General features: G+C 73.3%; 15 protein-coding genes and 2 pseudogenes. 7 read left to right on the top strand and 10 right to left on the bottom strand.

What is annotated here, in order from left to right; genetic code table 11:
* The first annotated feature begins 101 nt into the window (after positions 1 to 101).
* Positions 102 to 470, top strand: a complete 369-nt coding sequence (locus GXW83_RS32890; protein WP_182446656.1) for a hypothetical protein — start codon at positions 102 to 104, stop codon at positions 468 to 470.
* 30 nt (positions 471 to 500) lie between these two features.
* Here the strand turns inward: GXW83_RS32890 and GXW83_RS32885 are convergent, their stop codons facing one another.
* The 5 genes and pseudogenes from GXW83_RS32885 to GXW83_RS32865 all read right to left on the bottom strand — a co-directional run bounded on the left by GXW83_RS32885 (position 501) and on the right by GXW83_RS32865 (position 5,329).
* Positions 501 to 1,568 carry a TrkA family potassium uptake protein gene (locus GXW83_RS32885; protein ID WP_182446654.1) on the bottom strand — a complete coding sequence of 356 codons (1,068 nt, stop codon included), beginning with the start codon at positions 1,566 to 1,568 and terminating at the stop codon, positions 501 to 503.
* Complete coding sequence (locus GXW83_RS32880) at positions 1,565 to 3,100, bottom strand: molybdopterin molybdotransferase MoeA (RefSeq protein ID WP_182446652.1); 1,536 nt, start codon at positions 3,098 to 3,100, stop codon at positions 1,565 to 1,567. Before GXW83_RS32880 ends, GXW83_RS32885 begins: the two co-directional genes overlap by 4 nt.
* Positions 3,097 to 3,351: pseudogene (locus GXW83_RS35510) on the bottom strand (DUF6457 domain-containing protein); the annotation flags it as partial. The pseudogene GXW83_RS35510 and the gene GXW83_RS32880, both read right to left, overlap by 4 nt.
* Positions 3,352 to 3,528: 177 nt before the next feature.
* Positions 3,529 to 4,113, bottom strand: a pseudogene (locus GXW83_RS35505) (molybdenum cofactor guanylyltransferase); the annotation flags it as partial.
* Positions 4,114 to 4,159: 46 nt separating this feature from the next.
* Positions 4,160 to 5,329, bottom strand: coding sequence for an acyl-CoA dehydrogenase family protein (locus tag GXW83_RS32865; protein ID WP_182446649.1), 1,170 nt, complete (start codon positions 5,327 to 5,329; stop codon positions 4,160 to 4,162).
* Positions 5,330 to 5,511: 182 nt separating this feature from the next.
* On the opposite strand from GXW83_RS32865, the gene GXW83_RS32860 reads away from it, so the two are divergent.
* From GXW83_RS32860 to GXW83_RS32850, 3 genes are read left to right on the top strand one after another with little or no spacing between them, the layout of a single operon-like run.
* Positions 5,512 to 6,288 (top strand): DUF5819 family protein, encoded by a 777-nt coding sequence (locus GXW83_RS32860; RefSeq protein ID WP_182446648.1) that lies wholly within the window; start codon positions 5,512 to 5,514, stop codon positions 6,286 to 6,288.
* The gene (locus GXW83_RS32855) at positions 6,285 to 7,610 is read left to right on the top strand and encodes an HTTM domain-containing protein (protein ID WP_370466841.1); all 1,326 of its coding nucleotides are present in this window, start codon (positions 6,285 to 6,287) and stop codon (positions 7,608 to 7,610) included. Before GXW83_RS32860 ends, GXW83_RS32855 begins: the two co-directional genes overlap by 4 nt.
* Positions 7,561 to 8,379, top strand: a complete 819-nt coding sequence (locus GXW83_RS32850; protein ID WP_182446644.1) for a protein phosphatase 2C domain-containing protein — start codon at positions 7,561 to 7,563, stop codon at positions 8,377 to 8,379. The genes GXW83_RS32855 and GXW83_RS32850 overlap by 50 nt, the downstream gene beginning before the upstream one ends.
* Before the next feature lie 96 nt (positions 8,380 to 8,475).
* Here GXW83_RS32850 and GXW83_RS32845 read toward each other — a convergent pair whose 3' ends face one another.
* From GXW83_RS32845 to GXW83_RS32835, 3 genes are all read right to left on the bottom strand, one after another.
* Positions 8,476 to 9,237 carry a hypothetical protein gene (locus GXW83_RS32845; RefSeq protein ID WP_182446642.1) on the bottom strand — a complete coding sequence of 254 codons (762 nt, stop codon included), beginning with the start codon at positions 9,235 to 9,237 and terminating at the stop codon, positions 8,476 to 8,478.
* 153 nt (positions 9,238 to 9,390) lie between these two features.
* Positions 9,391 to 10,350 carry a pirin family protein gene (locus GXW83_RS32840; RefSeq protein ID WP_182446640.1) on the bottom strand — a complete coding sequence of 320 codons (960 nt, stop codon included), beginning with the start codon at positions 10,348 to 10,350 and terminating at the stop codon, positions 9,391 to 9,393.
* Positions 10,351 to 10,498: 148 nt separating this feature from the next.
* Positions 10,499 to 11,017, bottom strand: coding sequence for an SseB family protein (locus GXW83_RS32835; protein WP_370466840.1), 519 nt, complete (start codon positions 11,015 to 11,017; stop codon positions 10,499 to 10,501).
* Between the two features lie 159 nt (positions 11,018 to 11,176).
* Between GXW83_RS32835 and GXW83_RS32830 the strand changes: the two genes are divergently transcribed.
* The gene (locus GXW83_RS32830) at positions 11,177 to 13,006 is read left to right on the top strand and encodes an acyl-CoA dehydrogenase (RefSeq protein ID WP_182446638.1); all 1,830 of its coding nucleotides are present in this window, start codon (positions 11,177 to 11,179) and stop codon (positions 13,004 to 13,006) included.
* Between the two features lie 424 nt (positions 13,007 to 13,430).
* Positions 13,431 to 14,735, top strand: a complete 1,305-nt coding sequence (locus GXW83_RS32825; protein WP_225447381.1) for a M18 family aminopeptidase — start codon at positions 13,431 to 13,433, stop codon at positions 14,733 to 14,735.
* Between the two features lie 68 nt (positions 14,736 to 14,803).
* On the opposite strand, the gene GXW83_RS32820 is transcribed toward GXW83_RS32825, so the two are convergent.
* Both GXW83_RS32820 and GXW83_RS32815 read right to left on the bottom strand, forming a co-directional pair.
* Entirely contained in the window at positions 14,804 to 16,636 is a 1,833-nt protein-coding gene (locus GXW83_RS32820) for an NHL domain-containing thioredoxin family protein (protein ID WP_182446636.1), read from the bottom strand.
* A 212-nt stretch (positions 16,637 to 16,848) separates the two neighbouring features.
* Positions 16,849 to 17,811 carry a GNAT family N-acetyltransferase gene (locus GXW83_RS32815; RefSeq protein WP_182446634.1) on the bottom strand — a complete coding sequence of 321 codons (963 nt, stop codon included), beginning with the start codon at positions 17,809 to 17,811 and terminating at the stop codon, positions 16,849 to 16,851.
* Positions 17,812 to 17,909: 98 nt separating this feature from the next.
* On the opposite strand from GXW83_RS32815, the gene GXW83_RS32810 reads away from it, so the two are divergent.
* A complete protein-coding gene (locus GXW83_RS32810) occupies positions 17,910 to 18,068 on the top strand; it encodes a hypothetical protein (RefSeq protein WP_182446632.1) in 159 nt (52 codons plus the stop codon).
* The last annotated feature ends 10 nt before the right edge of the window (positions 18,069 to 18,078 follow it).

Here is an 18,078-nt window from a genome sequence, read left to right as displayed (position 1 = left end):
AATTCGCCGCACAGCGCTGTGACAGGGGCCCCGGCCCCTGACCGGCGGCGGCCCCGACGGCATAGGCTGTGCGGCACGGGTCGGAGGGGGAGGGCGACGGTATGGACGTCGGCGAGCTGTGGTGGATCGTTCCAGTGGTGATCGTCGGTGGCGGCCGGCTCAGCGAGGTCGGCCGGAAGGCCCTGAAGACCCGCCACCAGCGGAAACTGGACCTGCTCACGGCAGAGGAGCAGAAGCGGCTCGCGGTCGAGGCGGCCAGCCGCCCGCCCGAGCCGGTCTGCGGCTGCACCCACCACCTGGCCAAGCACGACCGGTCCGGGAAGTGCCACGAGACGGTCGAGGCCCCGATCGCCTGGGACGCGGAGCGCAAGCCGGTGCAGTACGAGTCGCGGCCGTGCAACTGCCAGCAGTACATCGGCCCGGAGCCGCTGGGCACGGTCTTCGCCCAGCCGATCACCGACCAGCGCTGAGGACCGGGCCTTTCGGCCGGCGGCCGGCGGTCAGTGCGCGGTCGGGACCACCCGGTGGATGGCGATCACCCGGTCCCCCTGTTGCAGCGCCGCCGCCTGCGGGTCCGTGTAGAGCAGCCGCCGCCCGCCGCGGACGACCGCGACGACCAGGTCGCCGCAGTCCTGCGGGGCGCCGCCGACCTCGGCGTCGGTGACCTCGCGGTCGATCATGTCCAGGCCGCCGCCGACGGTCAGCAGGTCGTCCAGGACCGCGCCCGCGTTGGGGCTGAAGGTGGACATGCCGAGCAGCCGCCCGGCCGAGCCGGAGCTGGTGACGACCACGTCGGCGCCGCTCTGCCGCAGCAGCGGCGCGTTCTCGTCCTCGCGGACGGCGACCACGATGGTGGCCGTCGGATTCAGCTGCCGGGCGGTGAGCGTGATCAGGACGGCGGTGTCGTCCCGCTGGGTGCCGATGATGATCTGCGCGGCGTGCTGGGCCTCGGCCCGGCGCAGCACCTCGGTGCGGGTGGCGTCGCCGAGGACTCCGACCAGGCCGTCGTCGTTGGCGCTCTGCACCGAGCGGTGCTGCGGGTCGACCACCACGATCCGGCTCTTGGGCGCGCCCTTCAGCAGCAGCGTCTCCACCGCGTGGCGGCCCTTGGTGCCGTAGCCGACGACCACGGTGTGGCCGCTGCGGGACGGGTCGGTCAAGGCGGCCCTCCAGTTCTTGATCCGCCACAGTTGGCGGCTCCGGGCGGTCAGCACCTCCAGCGTGGTGCCGACCAGGATGATCAGGAAGACCACCCGCAGCGGCGTGATCAGCAGCACGTTGACCAGCCGGGCGTCGGCGCTGACCGGGGTGATGTCGCCGTAGCCGGTGGTGGAGAGGCTCACCGTGGCGTAGTAGACCGCGCCCAGGAAGTCCAGGTGGGCGTGGGCGTTGTCGTGGTAGCCGGCGCGTCCGGTGTAGACCAGGGCCACGGTTGCGGCCAGCACCAGCAGAGCCAGCAGCAGCCGCCGCCGGACCTGCCGCAGCGGCGGCCGGTTGGCGGCGGGCATCAGCACCTGGCGCAGCTCCGCGTCCTGGTCGCGGTAGGTCCGCGCGGCCCGGCGGCTCATCCCGCCGGGACCTCCAGCACCTCGACCCCGGCCCCTGCGGGCAGGCCGCCGGGCGGCACCACGGCCAGCCCCTCGGCCAGGGCCAGACCGCGCAGCATCGCCGGGCCGTCGTACGACAGCGGCAGCGCGCCCTGCCGCGGCAGCACCACCGGGACGAGCCGGGTGTCCTCGCGGTGGCCGGGCAGCGGCGCGGCGGTCCGCACCAGGTACGGCTCGGTCGGCGGGCATCCGGCCAGGGCCCGGAGCAGCGGCTCGGCCAGGGTCGCCGCGCCGGCCACGGCGGCCAGCGGATTGCCGGGCAGCCCGATCAGGTGGCGCCGGACGGTCTGCCCCTCGGCGGAGGGCAGCGCGGCCAGCACCATGGGGTGCCCGGGGCGCACCTGGACGCCGTCCACCAGCAGTCGCGCGCCGACCTCGGCCAGTGCCGAGTGCAGGAAGTCGACCGGCCCGGCGGCCGTCCCGCCGGTGGTGACGACCACGTCGGCCGGGCTGTGCCGGAGCGCGTCGCGCAGCAGCCCCAGATCGTCGCCGACCCGGCGCACGGCGAGGATCCGGGCGCCGTAGCCGCGCAGCCAGGACGGCAGCAGCGGGCCGAGCGCGTCCCGGATCCGGCCCTCCCGGGGCAGCCCGGAGTCCAGCAGCTCGTCGCCGAGGACCAGCAGCTCGACCGTCGGCCGCCGGTACACCGTCAGCTCGTCGCAGCCCGCGGCGGCGGCCAGGCCGAGCACGGCCGGGGTGACCGCGGTGCCCGGCGGCAGCAGCGGCTCGCCGCTGTGGCACTCCTGGCCGCGCGGGCGGATGTCCCGGCCCTGGTCCAGCGGCCGGGCGCCGCCGTCGTGCAGCAGCCGGGCCTCGCCGTGGCCGGGCCGGACCCGGCCGTCCTCGCTGCGCAGCACCGCGGTGGCGCCCGGCGGCAGCTGCGCGCCGGTGGCGATGCGCACGGCCGTGCCGTCGGCGAGCGTCCCGGCGCCGTGCTGCCCGGCGAGCAGCTGGTCCTGGGGCGGACGGCTGCGCTGCGGGGCGGCGGGGTCGGCGTCGGGGGCGGCGTTCGGGTCGGGGTCGGCGGCGTCGGCGTCCGGGGCGGGCCGGGCGTCGGGGTCGGCGGGTCCGGTGGCGAGCCCGGCGTCCAGCAGCCAGGGGCCCGGGCCGGAGACGGCCCAGCCGTCCATCGCCGAGGTGTCGAACGCGGGCAGGTCGGTGAGGGCTTCGAGCGGGGCGGCGAGGAAGCCGCCGAGGGCGTCCGCGAGCGGCAGCCGGACCGCCTCCAGCGGCGCACCGGCGGCGCGCAGCGCCCGGCGGCGGGCCTGCGGCCAGGGCAGCCCGGCGTCGTCGCGCCCGCCCGGCCCGCGCGGGGCCGCGCCGGGCGGTGCGGCGGCGGGGTCGTGGCGGTCGTCCGCCGCGGCGTGGTCGTACGGCAGGTCGGCGGCGCTCGCGGCACCGGCCGGGGGGTCCGCCGGCGCGGGGACGGCGGAGCGCACCAGGAACGGGTACGAGCTGAGCAGGTCGCTCTCGGGCGCGGAGTCGACGCTCATGCGCTGGGCCCCTCCGGCTTCCAGCCGTTCGCCAGCGCGGACACCTTGCGGTTGGCCTCGGCGACGGCCGCCGGTCCGCCGCCCGCCTGCGCCGCGGCGTAGCCGACCAGGAAGGCGGTCAGCGGCGCGGCAGGCCGGGCGACCCCGTGGGCGACGTCCCTGGCCATGTCGAGCAGGCCGGGCGCGTCGACGTCCAGGTCGATCCCCAGTTCGGACTTGGCAGCAGCGATCCAGTCATCCAGCATCCCCCCATCGTCGCCGATCCCGGAGCCGACCGCGTGCAGCGGGTCGTCGCGTTTCGGAGTCCACCCGTTCACCGCGCCGCGCGGCGGGGTTGGCGGGCGGTCAAGCGGGGTGGGCGGCTGGGGCGGAGTGGGGCCCGGCCCAGCGGCTGGGGCGTCGGGTGGTCAGCCGGGGGGTCGGGCGGCGCGGAGGCGGGCCTGTTCGAGGTCGGGCCAGGTGTCGCAGTCGGTGGCGACGGCGTCCGGGTCGGCGAGCCGGTGCGTCGGCAGGGCGCCGACCAGGCGGCGCAGCGGCTGACCGGCCGGATCGGGCAGCCGGGCCAGCGCCGCGCGCAGGGCGGCGGTGCGGTAGGCGGCGGCCAGCGGCTGCTCGCGTCCGTCCGCGTCGACCAGGACGGCGGCGTCGGCGCCGTCCGACCCGCCGAGGGCGGCGCGGAGGCGGGCGGCGCTGGGGGCGTCGAAGAAGGGCAGGTCGGCGGCGAGCAGCAGCACCGTTTCGGCGGTGACGTGCGGCAGGGCGGCGGCGACCGCCGCGACCGGGCCGCCGCCGGGTGGCTGCTCGCGGGCCCAGCGGACCGGACGCGCGGTGGTCCGCTCCGGGCCGACCACCACCGTCGTCCGGGCGTCCGCGCAGGCGGCCAGCACCCGGTCGAGCATGGTGGCGCCGCCGACCGCGAGGCCCGGCTTGTCCGCGCCGCCGAGGCGCCGCGCGGAGCCTCCGGCCAGGACCACCGCGTCGAACGCCGTCGGCTGTGGCGCTGCTGTCGTCATCCGGCCAGTATCGTCCAGCACTGCTGCCGGTGGCTCGGAGGGCAGGTCAGAGGGCGTGCTCGGCCAGGATCGCGCCGATCTCCTCCTCGTACGCCGGGGCCGGGCCGAGGAACAGCTCCAGGTACTTGGCCCAGGCGTGGTAGCGGTGCAGCGGGTAGTCCAGGTCCGCGCCGATGCCGCCGTGCAGGTGCTGCGCGGTGGAGGCGATGGTGCGCACGCCCTCGGCCGACCACACCTTGGCGGTGGCCAGGTCGGCGGCCAGCGGCAGCCGGTCCGGCAGCTCCGGGTCGTCCAGGCCGATCCGCCAGGCGGCCTGCCACAGGGTGGCCTCCATCGCCTTCAGGTCGATGTAGCGGTCGGCGGCCTGGACGGCGACGGCCTGGAAGGTGGCCACCGGGTGCCCGAACTGCTCGCGCCCGCTGGTGTAGTCGGCGGTGATCCGCAGGATCTGCTCGCCCAGGCCCAGGCAGAGCGCGGCGGTGCCGACGATCAGCAGCCCCCGGACGTACCGCCACGCGTCGCCGGACAGCGAGGGCGCGCCCAACTGCGCCGGGGGCCGGACCCGCGCGCCGTCGAACACCATCTCGGCCATCAGCTCGCCGCGGGCGGAGACCTGGCGGCGCAGCTCCACCCCCGGCGCGTGCGGATCGACCAGCAGCAGCAGGGTTCCGGCGTCGCACCGGGCGGGCACCAGCACCCGCTCCACGACCTGCGCGTACGGGACGGCGGTCTGGCTGCCGTGCAGCGTCCAGCCGTCCGGGCGGCCGTCGTCGCCGAGGGCCGGTTCGGCACGGACGGCCAGGTCGGCGGGCTCGTGGCCGCTGCTGCCGTGCGGGGCGACGCCGAGCAGCAGCCGCCCGGCGGCGACCTCGGGCAGCAGCCGTCGGCGCTGCTCCTCGCTGCCGAAGCGCTGCACGGCCAGCGCGGCGGCGCCGGTCTCCAGCAGCGGCACCCGCGCCAGCACCCGGGCGGACTCGCGCAGCACCAGGCACCAGGCGACCGGGTCGAGGCCGGAGCCGCCGTACTGCTCGCCCAGCGCGATGCCGGGCAGATCCGACTTGGCGAGGCGCTGCCACAGCTCGCGGTCGATGTCGTCGGAGACCGGTTCGACGCCGACGGCGGGGCTGGGGACACCTCCGTCCGGAGCCACGTCGGCGAAGGCCGCGCGGGCGGCCTCCGCTGCGGCCTGCTGCTCCTCGGTGAGGGTGAAGTCCACGGATGCCCCTTCCACGACCGGATGTGACGATCCGTCAGACTAGAACAGGTTCTAGGAGATGGGAAGCCAGGCGGCCGTCCCGGACCTGCGGCAGCCGCCGGGAGAACGGCAATCGCTGTCGCCGACCGGACGCGATCAGTACCTTTCTCGCAGACCCTCCAGACGCAGCGAAACGGGTACGCATGGCGGAGCAACCCAGCACGGCGGCCACCCCGGACCACTCCATACCCGACCCCGACCCCGACCCTGAGTCGTCCGCGTCCGCGTCCGCGTCCGCGCCCGCGCCCGCAACCGACCCCGACGCCGACCCCGAGGCCCCGGCCGGGCCGCGCCGGTGGTCGCGGGGCGCGCTGGCGGTGCTGGGCACGGCCGCCGCCGTACTGCTCTGCGCCACGGCCTGGCACCTCGCGGCGGTGTTCCTCTCCATCGCGCCCGCCAACACCCTCTCCACCAGGTACCAGCACCAGATCGACGGCTACGTCTATCCCGAGTTCGAGCAGAACTGGCAGCTTTTCGCGCCCAACCCGCTCCAGGAGAACATCGCCGTCGAGGTCCGGGTGCAGACCCTGGCGCCGGACGGCTCGAGCCCGCAGTCCGGCTGGATCAACCTGACCGCCCAGGACATCGCCAGGGTCCGGGACAACCCGGCCCCCAGCCACGCCGACCAGAACCTGTTGCGCCGGGCCTGGGACTACTACACCTCCTGGCACAACCAGAACACCGGCGCCTCCCTCGGCAGCGGCGGCCCGCTGTCGGTGGAGTACCTGAAGCGGATCGCGCTGCAGCGGATCGGCCGCGACTGGCGGGGCGAGCCGATCGCCGAGGTGCAGTTCCGCTCGGCGACCACCCCGGTCGTCGGACCGGCCTGGACCGGCGCGCCCGCGAAGGCCACGACCAGCTACCTCACCCTGCCGTGGTGGCTGGTGACCGACGCCGACGACCAGGGGCTGGCCCGGTGACCGCACCCGCTCCCGCCTCCCGACGCGGCGCCCCGGGCGCGGTGCGCGCCCTGCTGCCCGCCGACCGCCTCGCCGTCGGCTGGGCGGCCTTCACCGGCCGGGCCCTCGCGCCGTACCAGGCCGCCGTCGTCCGCATCGGCTTCGCGCTGTGCTTCGGCGGCTTCCTGCTCCGCGAGTGGCCGAACCGGCGGGTGCTCTACGGCGACCGGGCCGCCTGGAGCGTGGACCTGGCCCGGCAGATGCTCGCCGGGAACCACGCCTTCTCGCTGCTGGTCTGGTCCGGCGACCGCTGGTGGTTCGAGACCGTCTACACCGCCGCGATCCTGGTCAGCGCGCTGCTGCTGCTCGGCTGGCGGACCCGGACGATGTCGGTGCTGTTCCTGGTGGCCGTGGTGTCGGTGCAGAACCGCAGCGTGCTGCTGGGCGACGGCGGCGACAACGTGGTCCACCTGATGGCGATCTACCTGGCCTTCACCCGCTGCGGCCAGGTGTGGTCGCTGGACGCCCGGCGCAGAAGGCTGCGCCCGGAGCAGGCCGACGGCGGCCCGGCCGGGGTGCGGCTGTGGGCGGCTGTCGGCGCGCTGCTGGCCTGGGCGCAGTTCAGCGGCATCGCCAAGCTGGGGATGCTCGCCCCCGGCGTGTACAGCTGGAGCACGGTCTTCTGGGGCTTCTGGCTGCTGGCCGGGGTGTGGTGGTGGCTGGGCCGACGCGATCCGCTGGGCGAGCCGCGCGCCGTCATGGACGCCCTCGGCACCATGCTGCACAACTGCGCGATGCTGGTGGTCGCGGTCGAGGTCTGCTTCATCTACGCGACGGCGGGCTGGTACAAGATCCAGGGCTCGCTCTGGCAGGGCGGCAGCGCGCTGTACTTCCCGCTGCACCTGGACTACTTCAACCCGTGGCCGGGCCTGTCCGGGCTGCTGGCCGCGCACCCGGTACCGGTCTTCCTGATCACCTACGGCACGGTGATGGTGCAGGTGTCGTTCCCGTTCCTGGTGTTCAACCGGCGCATCAAGAACGTCCTGCTGGTGCTGATGATGGTCGAGCACGCGGCGATAGCGGTGATGCTGGGCCTGCCGTTCTTCTCGCTGGCCATGATCTCCGCCGACGCGGTCTTCCTGCCCACGCCGTTCCTGCAGTGGCTGGGGGAGCGGGTGGTGCGCGCGGCGGCCGGGGTGCGCGCCGGGTCCGCGTCCGGAAGCCGCCCCTCTTTCGAGGGACACCGCGACAAACCTCTGTCTCCCTCGCGCCCGGCACCGCACACTGGCTTGCATGCGCATGGAGATGGCGGGGGAGGCGCAGCGCCCGGACCGGGTCAGTGAGGACTTCGCGGCCGCGACGCCCGATGCCCTGGTACTGCTCGACGGTTCAAGCTCGCCCGCGGCGATGGAGTCCGGCTGCGAGCACGGCACGGCCTGGTACGCGCGGCGGTTGGGCGTGCACCTGCTGGCACGGCTGATCGACCGGCCCGACCGGACGATGGCCCAGTGCCTGGCGGACGCGATCGCCGAGACCGCGTCGCTGCACGGCGCCCGCTGCGACCTGGCCCACCCCAACACCCCGGCCGCGATGGTCGTCGCCGTACGCCGCCGGGGCGCGGCCCTGCAGTACCTCGTCCTCGGGGACTCGCTGCTGGTGCTGGACCGTTTCGGCAGCATCGCCGTCATCGGCGACAACCAGCCTTTTCCGGCGGGCGAGCAGCTCCGCCGGGAGGTCCACGCCACCACCCCGGGCAGCCCGGAGCGGATGACCCTGCACATGCGCTACGCGCTGGCGGTCAGAGCCGCCCGCAACACCGACCACGGCCCGTGGATCGCCGCCGCGCTGCCGAAGGCCGCCGACCATGCGGAGACCGGCAGTGTCCCGCTGTCCGAACTGCGGGCGCTGGCGGTGCTGAGCGACGGGGCGTCGCGCTATGTCGAGCGCTTCGACCTCGGCGGCTGGCCGGAGGCGATGAAGCTGCTGGACGAGCGCGGCCCGGCCGAACTGCTGCGCCGGGTACGGGAGGTGGAGGCCGGCGACACGGCCTGCGCACGCTGGCCGCGCGGCAAGGCCCGCGACGACGCCACGGTGGTGTACGCCCGGATGTAGCCGGCCCGGCCGCTCCGCCGGTTCCTGCCTGTGGCCACAGGCAGGAACCCTCATGCGGACGCGCTCGGCGCTGCCCAACTGCTGGCCAGGTGCTGCCTAGTTGGTGACGGTCCAGTACTGCCAGCCCGAGTTGCTGCCGCCGTTGGCGATGTCGCCGCCGTAGCTGACCTCGGTGCGGAACTCGTAGTTCTTGGGCCAGCTCGGCGTGAACTGGACGCCGTACACGCTGCCGGTCTGCAGCGCGAAGGAGTGCGGCGTGTTGGCCGAGACCCAGGCGTTGTTGACGTACGCCTGGACGGTGACCGTGACGTTCTCGCCGGACTTGTTCGGCGTGACCGTGCCCTGCAGGGTCGGGACCGACGAGGCGTGGAACTCGCGCACGGAGTGCCCGGCCCAGCTCTTGGTGGCGTAGTAGCGGCTGAAGCTGCCGGAGGTGGTCGAGCCGACGTGCACGGCCACGCCCTTGGTGGTGGTCGCGTTGTAGGCCGCGTCACCGGAGAAGCTCGCCCACCAGGTGCGGGTCTGCGACTCCCAGTAGCGCACCGACAGGTTGCCGGCGCTGTTGACCTTGCCGCTGGCGGCGAGGTAGGTGGCCCCGTTGCTCCAGTTGCGGGCGTAGAGCGAGACGGTGCGGTTGGTGGCGGTCGCGCCCAGGTGGATGTTGACGGTGATCCACTGGCCGTAGGCGACCGAGGTCGAGCTGTACGTGGCGGTCAGCGTCGCGGCCTTCTTGACGGCGGTCTGCGTCGTGGTGGCGTGGGTCGTGGCGGGCGCGGCGGCCATGGCCGGCGCAGCCGCCATGCCGATGACGCCGGCGGCAGCGGCCAGGACGGTCCCCACGGTGGTACGGAACTTCACTTGTGGCCCCCAGATGTGCGTGCCGGAGCACGGGCGCGATGCGAGCAGGGAAGCCCCCTGCTTCCTCGCTTTCGCGCCAACAATCAGGACAGTACGACACCGCACTGACAGTTCTCATCCGGGGCCCACAATTCGCACAGCCCGCTGCGGATATCAGTTGTGTTCTGCCGGGATTCGTCCGAATCGACCGCTCTGGAAGTCCTCCACCGCCTGCTGGAGTTCGCGGTGACTGTTCATCACGAACGGCCCGTAGTGCGCGACCGGCTCGCGGATCGGACGGCCGCCGAGGATCACCACGTCCAGGTTGGGCGAGCGCGACTCCTGGGTGGAGTCGGCCTGGACGGTGATGCTGTCGCCGTCGCCGAAGACCACCGCCTGGCCCATGCCGAACGGCCGCTGCTCGGCGCCGACGGTGCCGCGTCCGTTCAGCGCGTACACCAGGGCGTTGAAGTCGCTGCGCCAGGGCAGCGTGACGGCCGCGCCGGGGCTCAGGGTGGCGTGGATCATCGTGATCGGCGTGTGGGTGGTTCCCGGGCCCTGGACGCCGCCGATCTCGCCGGCGATCAGGCGCAGCACCGTGCCGCCGTCGGGGCTGGCGAGCAGCTTGACGTTGGCGCCGGAGATGTCCTGGTACTTGGGCTGGATCAGCTTGTCGGAGGCAGGCAGGTTGACCCACAGCTGCAGCCCGTGGAACAGGCCGCCGGAGACGACCAGATCCTCCGGCGGGGTCTCGATGTGCAGGATGCCCGAGCCGGCCGTCATCCACTGGGTGTCGCCGTCGCCGAGCGCGCCGCCGCCGCCGGTGGAGTCGCGGTGGATGAACTTGCCGTCGATCAGGTAGGTGACGGTCTCGAAGCCGCGGTGCGGGTGCCAGGGGGTGCCCTTGGGCTCTCCGGCGGCGTACTCCACCTCACCCATCTGGTCCATCATGATGAACGGGTCCAGCAGTTTCGTGTTGACGCGGGCGAACGCGCGGCGCACGGGGAAGCCCTCCCCTTCGAAGCCCTCGGGCGCGGTGGCGACCTGGACGACGGGGCGGGGGACGGCGATGGTCGGGTCCGGGGTCTCCACCCGCGGCAGGACCAGCGGGTTCTCGACGGTCACTGCGGGCATGTCAACCTCCTGAGCTGCCAGGTCGGCGGTGTGCCGACGTCAACCAAGGTAGTTGAAGCGTCAACATAAAGCAAGTTGAAATTTCAACCATGTGCCCACGCGTGTGCCGGCGGTTGGCATCAGTGCAGGTCAGGAATGATCTGGGCGTTCAGCCGTACATCCGGCGCATGGTGAAGTCGACCATCTGCTCCACGGCCTTGGCGTCGAACACCATCCGGTGCTCGCCCTCCATGTCCATGGCGAAGCCGTAGCCGGTGGGCAGCAGGTCCAGCACCTCGGCGCCGGTCACAGTGAAGTACTTGGAGTCCTTGCCCGCGTAGCGGCGCAGCTCCTTCAGCGAGCTGAACATCGGGATCACCGGCTGCGGGGTGTTGTGCAGGGCCAGGAAGCCGGGGCGCTCGCCGCGCGGGCAGAACACCTTGGAGGTGATGAAGATGGCCTGGAAGTCCTCCACCGGCAGCGAGCCCGTGGTGAAGGCGCGGACGGCGTCCGAGAGCGACGGCGGGGAGGGTTCGGGGTAGAGCGGCTGCTGGGGCTGCTGCTGCCCGTAGCCGCCGAGGTCGGGCCCGCCCATGCCGGGCTGGCCCATCGGCTGCTGCTGTTGCTGGTAGGGGCCGCCCTGGTAGCCCGGACCGGTGCCGCTCGTCGTCTGCTCGTAGCCGTACACAGGCTCAAGGCTATCGAGTCCGGCGTCCTCCGGACGGCCCACCGGGCTTGAAATAAGTTACCAATGGGTAGCATCATGGGGGGTACCGCTGGGATAGGGGGCGCCGAGGGCGTCCGTACAGAACCCGGCACCTAGCCGTTGCGATCACCGGAGCAGGTAATGGGTCACTACAAGTCGAACCTCCGCGACCTGGAGTTCAACCTCTTCGAGGTCCTCGGACGTGACGAGGTCTACGGCAGCGGACCGTTCGCTGACATGGACGTCGACACGGCGAAGAGCATCCTCGCCGAGATATCCCGCCTTGCCGAGAACGAACTCGCCGATTCCTTCGCCGACGCCGACCGCAACCCGCCGGTCTTCGACCCCGAGACCAACACCGCGCCGGTGCCGGACACCTTCAAGAAGAGCTACCAGGCGTACATGGACGCCGAGTGGTGGCGGCTGGGCATCCCCGAGGCCATCGGCGGCACCCCCACCCCCTCCAGCCTGATCTGGGCCTACGCCGAAATGATCCTCGGCTCCAACCCGGCCATCTGGATGTACTCCTCCGGCCCCGCCTTCGCCGGCGTCATCGCCGAGGAGGGCACCGAGGAGCAGCTGAAGGTCGCCAAGCTGATGGCGGACAAGGGCTGGGGCTCCACCATGGTCCTCACCGAGCCCGACGCCGGCTCGGACGTCGGCGCCGGCCGCGCCAAGGCCGTCCAGCAGGCCGACGGCACCTGGCACATCGAGGGCGTCAAGCGCTTCATCACCTCGGGCGAGCACGACATGTCCGAGAACATCGTCCACATGGTGCTGGCCCGCCCCGAGGGCCACGGCCCCGGCACCAAGGGCCTGTCGCTGTTCATCGTCCCCAAGTACGACTTCGACTGGGAGACCGGCGAGCTGGGCGAGCGCAACGGCGTCTACGCCACCAACGTCGAGCACAAGATGGGCCTCAAGGCCTCCAATACCTGTGAGCTGACCTTCGGCGACCGCCACCCGGCCAAGGGCTGGCTGCTCGGCGAGAAGCACGACGGCATCCGGCAGATGTTCCGCATCATCGAGTTCGCCCGGATGATGGTGGGCACCAAGGCCATCGCCACCCTCTCCACCGGCTACCTCAACGCCCTGGAGTACGCCAAGGAGCGCGTGCAGGGCCCCGACCTGGCCGAGTTCCTCGACAAGACCGCGCCCCGGGTCACCATCACCCACCACCCCGACGTCCGCCGCTCGCTGCTCACGCAGAAGGCGTACGCCGAGGGCATGCGCGCCCTGGTCCTGTACACCGCGACCGTCCAGGACGACATCGCGCTGCTGAAGGCGCGCGGCGAGTCCGCCGACGCCGCCGAGCGCCTGAACGACCTGCTGCTGCCCATCGTCAAGGGCTACGGCTCGGAGAAGTCCTACGAGCAGCTCGCCCAGTCCCTGCAGATCTTCGGCGGCTCCGGCTACCTGCAGGAGTACCCGATCGAGCAGTACATCCGGGACGCCAAGATCGACACCCTGTACGAGGGCACCACCGCCATCCAGGGCCAGGACTTCTTCTTCCGGAAGATCGTCAAGGACCAGGGCCAGGCGCTGACCGCGCTGTCCGAGCAGATCCAGAAGTCCGTCGCGGGCGGCCTGGGCGGCGACGAGCTGGCCGCCGAGCGCGAGTTCCTCGCCTCCGCCGCCGGCGACCTGGAGGCCATCGTCGGCGCCATGCTCGCCCAGCTCGGCTCGGTCGAGCAGGACACCCGCAACATGTACCTGGTCGGCCAGAACACCACCCGGCTGCTGCTCGCCTCCGGCGACGTCGTCATCGGCTGGCTGCTGCTGCGCCAGGCGTCGGTGGCCCAGGCCAAGCTCGCGGCCGGCGCCTCCGAGAAGGACAGCGCCTTCTACCAGGGCAAGATCGCGGCGGCCCGCTTCTTCACCCGGACGATCCTGCCGCTGGTCCACGGCCAGCGCCTGATCGTCGAGGCCGTCGACAACGCGCTGATGGACCTGCCCGAGGCGGCGTTCTGATCCCGCGCTGAGCCGCGCAGCCGCGCCATCCCGCGCACTGGGCGGCACGCCACGGCGTGACGGGGCCCCGAGGCACTGCCTCGGGGCCCCGTTTCCGTACCGCCCGCGTTCCCGCGCCTGCCCTGTTCCGTTCCCGAACCGCGCCTGCCCGGAAAAGTCGCGGCAACACGCGGCACCGTGCAGCAACCTGCCGCCGGGGCCCGCACACGTCGGTCGGATGGCCGTAACCCGCCGGTAAACCGCCCGCAAACCACCCGAACCGGGCGGCCCGACGACCGCCCGCCGCCGAAAGCCGGATCCTTACCGGGCAGTCAGCCTGTGGCGGCCCTGTGGAGCGGACGAATCCCGCCATGCTTCGGGCGTAGGCTCGACCGCAGACGGCCTCACGCCGCCCCTGCTCGCCTACCCTCACTCAGGAGCAGCATTGACCAGCGCAACCGGCGTGGGCACTGTGGCCTTCGACCGCAGCCACACCGACGACCTCATCGCCTACCTGCAGGCCAGCCCCTCGCCCTACCACGCGGTGGCCGGCGCGGCCGAGCGGCTGGAGAAGGTCGGCTTCCGCCAGGTCGAGGAGACCAGCGCCTGGGAGGGCACCCCCGGCGGCCGGTACCTGATCCGCGGTGGCGCGCTGATCGCCTGGTACGTCCCGGAGAACGCCACCGCGGCGACGCCGTTCCGCATCGTGGGAGCCCACACCGACTCGCCGAACCTGCGGGTCAAGCCCATCCCGGACACGGGTGCGGCGGGCTGGCGGCAGGTCGCCGTCGAGATCTACGGCGGCGTGCCGCTGAACACCTGGCTGGACCGGGACCTCGGCCTCTCCGGCCGGCTGGCGCTGCGCGACGGCAGCTCCCGACTGGTCCAGCTGGACGAACCGCTGCTGCGGGTACCGCAGTTGGCGATCCACCTGGACCGCAGCGTCAACGACGGCATGGTCCTCGACCGCCAGCGGCACCTCACCCCGATCTGGGGCCTCGGCAGCCCCACCGAGGGCGCGCTGATCGAGTACGTCGCCCGGTCCGCCGGGATCGATCCGGCCCTGGTCTCCGGCTGGGACCTGATGGTCCACGACATCCAGCCGCCCTCCTACCTGGGCCGGGACCGGGATCTGCTGGCCGCCCCGCGCCTGGACAACCTGCTCTCGGTGCACGCCGGCGCAGCCGCCCTGGCGTCCGTCTCCGGCAACCCCGGGCTCGCCTGCGTCCCGGTGCTGGCCGCCTTCGACCACGAGGAGAACGGCAGCGAGTCCGACACCGGCGCCAAGGGCCCGCTGCTGGCCACCGCCCTGGAGCGCTCGGTCTTCGCCCGCGGCGGCACCCTGGACGACCGCGCCCGGGCGCTGGCCGGAACGGTCTGCCTCTCCTCGGACATGGGCCACGCCGTGCACCCCAACTACAGCGAGCGGCACGAGCCGGGCCACCACCCGCTGCCCAACGGCGGCCCGATCCTCAAGGTCAACGTCAACAACCGCTACGCCACCAACGGCATCGGCCGCGCGGTCTTCGCGGACGCCTGCGAGCGGGCCGGGGTGCCCTGGCAGACCTTCGTCTCCAACAACGCCATGCCCTGCGGCACCACCATCGGCCCGATCACCGCCGCCCGCCTGGGCATCACCACCGTGGACTGCGGCATCGCCGCGCTGTCCATGCACTCCTCGCGGGAGCTGTGCGGCGCCGACGACCCGTTCCTGCTGGCGGCCGCGCTCAAGGCGTTCCTGGAGGGCTGACCGCAGCTCCGCCCGCTCTGCCCGCTCCGCCCCGCCGACGGCCCAGCGCCGTCGGCGGGGGGCCGGGCCTACTCGTCCATCCCGGCCAGCACCAGCGGCAGCCGCGACGCCGCGCCCGGAACCAGCCGCACCGGCACGCCCCAGTCCTGCTGGTGCACATGGCAGGTCGGGTACTCGATCGACGGGTCGTCGTCGCAGGAGGCCGCCATCGCGCTGATGTGCAGCACCCCCTCGGTGACGGCCGGGTTCAGCCGCAGCGGCCGGTGCAGCGCGGTGTCCGCGCCCGCGCCGTCCAGCAGCAGCTCCGCCGGGGTGGAGCTGACCAGCAGCCGGGTGGCCGGGCCGTAGGACTCGTCCAGCTTCTGCCCGCTGGGCGGGGTGAAGATCACGTCCAGCTGCAGGGCGCCGGGGGCGACCTCGGTGGCCGGCCGCTGGGTGCGGTGCGCGGTGGCCGCGACCTGCAGCGCCTCCTCCGGCAGCCGCAGCCGGGTGAGCCGGTGCCGGGCGGACTCGACCACGACGATGTCGCCGTCCACGACCACCGCGCCGCTGGGCTCGCGCAGGTCGGTCGCCAGGGTGCTGACCTCGCCCGCGGCGCCCTCCTCGGTCGGCGGGGCGTAGCGGCGCAGCGCGTGGTTGTAGGTGTCGCAGACCGCCACGGAGCCGTCGGGCAGCGCGGTCACGCCGAGCGGGTGCTGCAGCAGGGCCTGGGCGGCGTCGCCGTCCCGGTGGCCGAAGTCGAACAGCCCGGTGCCGACAGCGGTGCGGACGGTGTACGACCCGTCCGTTTCACGTGAAACATGGCGAAGCGCGGAGGTCTCGGAGTCCGCGACCCAGAGCCGGTCGGCCGTGGCGGCCAGACCCGAGGGCTGGGCGAACCACGCCTCCGCGGCCGGGCCGTCCACCAGGCCCTCGTTGGTGGTGCCCGCGGCGGCGGCGACCGTCGCCGTCTGCGGGTCATAGGTCCACAGCTGGTGCGTCCCGGCCATGGCGATCCAGACCCGGCCGTCGAACCAGGCCACGTCCCACGGCGAGGACAGGTCCACCTCGCGGCCCGGGCCGGACGTCGGCGAGTTCTGCCACCACTGGCGGCCGGTGCCGGCCAGCGTGCTGACCGCGCCCGAGTCCAGCTCGACCCGGCGCAGCGCGTGGTTCACGGTGTCGGCGACGACCACCGCGCCGTCGGGCAGCAGGGCCAGCCCCTGCGGCTCGCTGAAGCGCGCGCTGTCCGCCGGGCCGTCCGCGAAGCCCCGCTCGCCGCTGCCGATCCGGCGGACCAGCGTCTCGCCGTCCTCGGCCAGCTCCGCGAGCGAGTGGTGCCCGGAGTCGGCGACCAGGTAGCCCCCGGACGGCAGCCGGATCGCCTTGCCGGGGAAGCGCAGCACGCCGGGCTCGGCCGCCGGCGGCACATACGGGCTGTCGCCCCGGCGCAGCGTGCCCTTGGCGGCGTGCTCGGCCTCCAGCTCCTCCACCAGCGCGGCGATGGCGTGCGCATGGCCCTCACCGGCGTGCTGGGCCACCACGTAGCCCTCCGGGTCCACCACCACCAGCGTCGGCCAGGCCCGAACCGCGTACTGCTTCCAGGTCACCAGCTCCGGATCGTCCAGCACCGGGTGCTGCACGTCGTACCGCGCCACCGCGTCCACCACGGCCTGGTGCTCGGCCTCGTGCACGAACTTGGGCGAGTGCACTCCGACGATCACCAGCGTGTCGCGGTGCTTCTCCTCCAACTCCCGCAATTCGTCCAGGACATGCAGACAGTTGATGCAGCAGAAGGTCCAGAAGTCCAGCAGCACGATCTTCCCGCGCAGATCGGCCAGGGTCAGCGCCCTGCCGCCCGTGTTGAGCCAACCGCCCGCGCCGACAAGTTCGGGGGCGCGTACCCGTGCACGTGTAGCCATGCCTGTATCCAACCCCATCGGCCCGTGCAGGCATTCCGGGCGATGCCGGCGGGGATGCCCCGGCACTTCACGTCAGGGCGGTGTCACCATGACTGCACTCCTCTTCCTGGACGGGGCTTCCTGCCGTCGACGCGGGCGCGACGACGAATCTCCGGAGCCGCTGATGTGCCTGCCGCAGAGCGCGCGTGCCGTTCGGAGGGGCGGGGCCGGGTTCAGGAGGGGTGGAGGGGGGCGGCGGTCTTGATGAGGGGGGCGTCCCGGGAGAGCTCGCGGAAGCCGACGCCGTAGTACAGCTCGCGCGCGCTGGGGTGGGCCGGTGCGCCCAGGCAGGCGACCGTGGCGTGGGTGGCGCCGGCGGCCCGCGCCAGGTGCATCCCGTGCAGGAGCATCGCCCGGGCCAGGCCCCGACGCCGGTAGTCCGGATGCGTGCCGACCGGCTCGAACTCCACGGTCCTGTTGGCCTCGTCGAGCCACATGATCGTCGAGGATGCCATCGTCCCGTCCGGGGCCTCCACCAGGAGGTGCAGGTCGCCGCGGTACGCCGGTGTCTGCCGGACGCCCTGGTAGCCCTCGGCCGAGTACGTCGAGGGGGCCCATGCGTCCAGATGGGCCTGGACCGCCGCCTGCGCCCCGGCCTCGTCTGCGGTGCGGAACCGGAAGCCGTCCGGCAGCGCCGGCTGTTCCAGGTCCGCGAGGTCGCGCTCGTTGAGCTGGGTCCAGGACCCGGCGTCGCCGAGCGAGGCCGGGTCGGCCTGGTAGCCGTGCGCCGCCCACCGCCGCAGCCCGAACTCGTCGGCGGCGCCGGCCAGCACCGTGCGCTCGAGCCGTGCTGCCGTGCGGTCGTACCAGGCGATCACCTCGTCCACCAGCGCGGCGTGGTCGGGATGGACCTGGTACGCCAGGTAGGCGCCGGTGACGTCCGTCACCGAACCGTCGCTCCGCCGCACCCGGCGCGGAAGCCGGGCCCAGCCCCAGGCCACCAGCTCCCCGCCGGAGAACCACAGCTGACGCGGCCACCTCGTGCCCTCGGCGGCATGTCCCCTGCCCCAGTTCCACGCCAGCTCGCCGAAGGACGCGTCGCCGTTCACCAGGTCCGGACGCAGCGCGGTGACCCGCTGCGCCAGGCCCTGCATGAGCCGAACGTCTGCGGCGGACACAAGCTCCAAGCTCGTCATGGTGCGCCACTGTGTCAGGACTCCGCCGGACCGTCGAACCCTTTTCGGGCCACCGGTCGGGGCACCCCGGCACCCAGGCGCGCAGGTGGGCGGGGTCAGTGGCTGAGGAGGTCGGCGGTGGCGGCGAGGATGGCCAGGGAGAGCGCGGTGGTGAGCAGGACGCCGCGGTCGGCGAGGGGTTCGGCGATCGTGTATTCCTGGGCGAAGATGAAGGGTGGTGGGTGGCGGTGGATCCGGGACGAGCGGTGCGGGGGTGATCGGTGTGTG

Origin of the sequence: Streptacidiphilus sp. PB12-B1b, assembly GCF_014084125.1 — a bacterium.
In the GTDB taxonomy this organism is placed as follows: Bacteria; Actinomycetota; Actinomycetes; order Streptomycetales; family Streptomycetaceae; genus Streptacidiphilus.
Note: the sequence above shows the minus strand (reverse complement) of the source record. Positions and strands in the feature narration are given on the sequence as shown.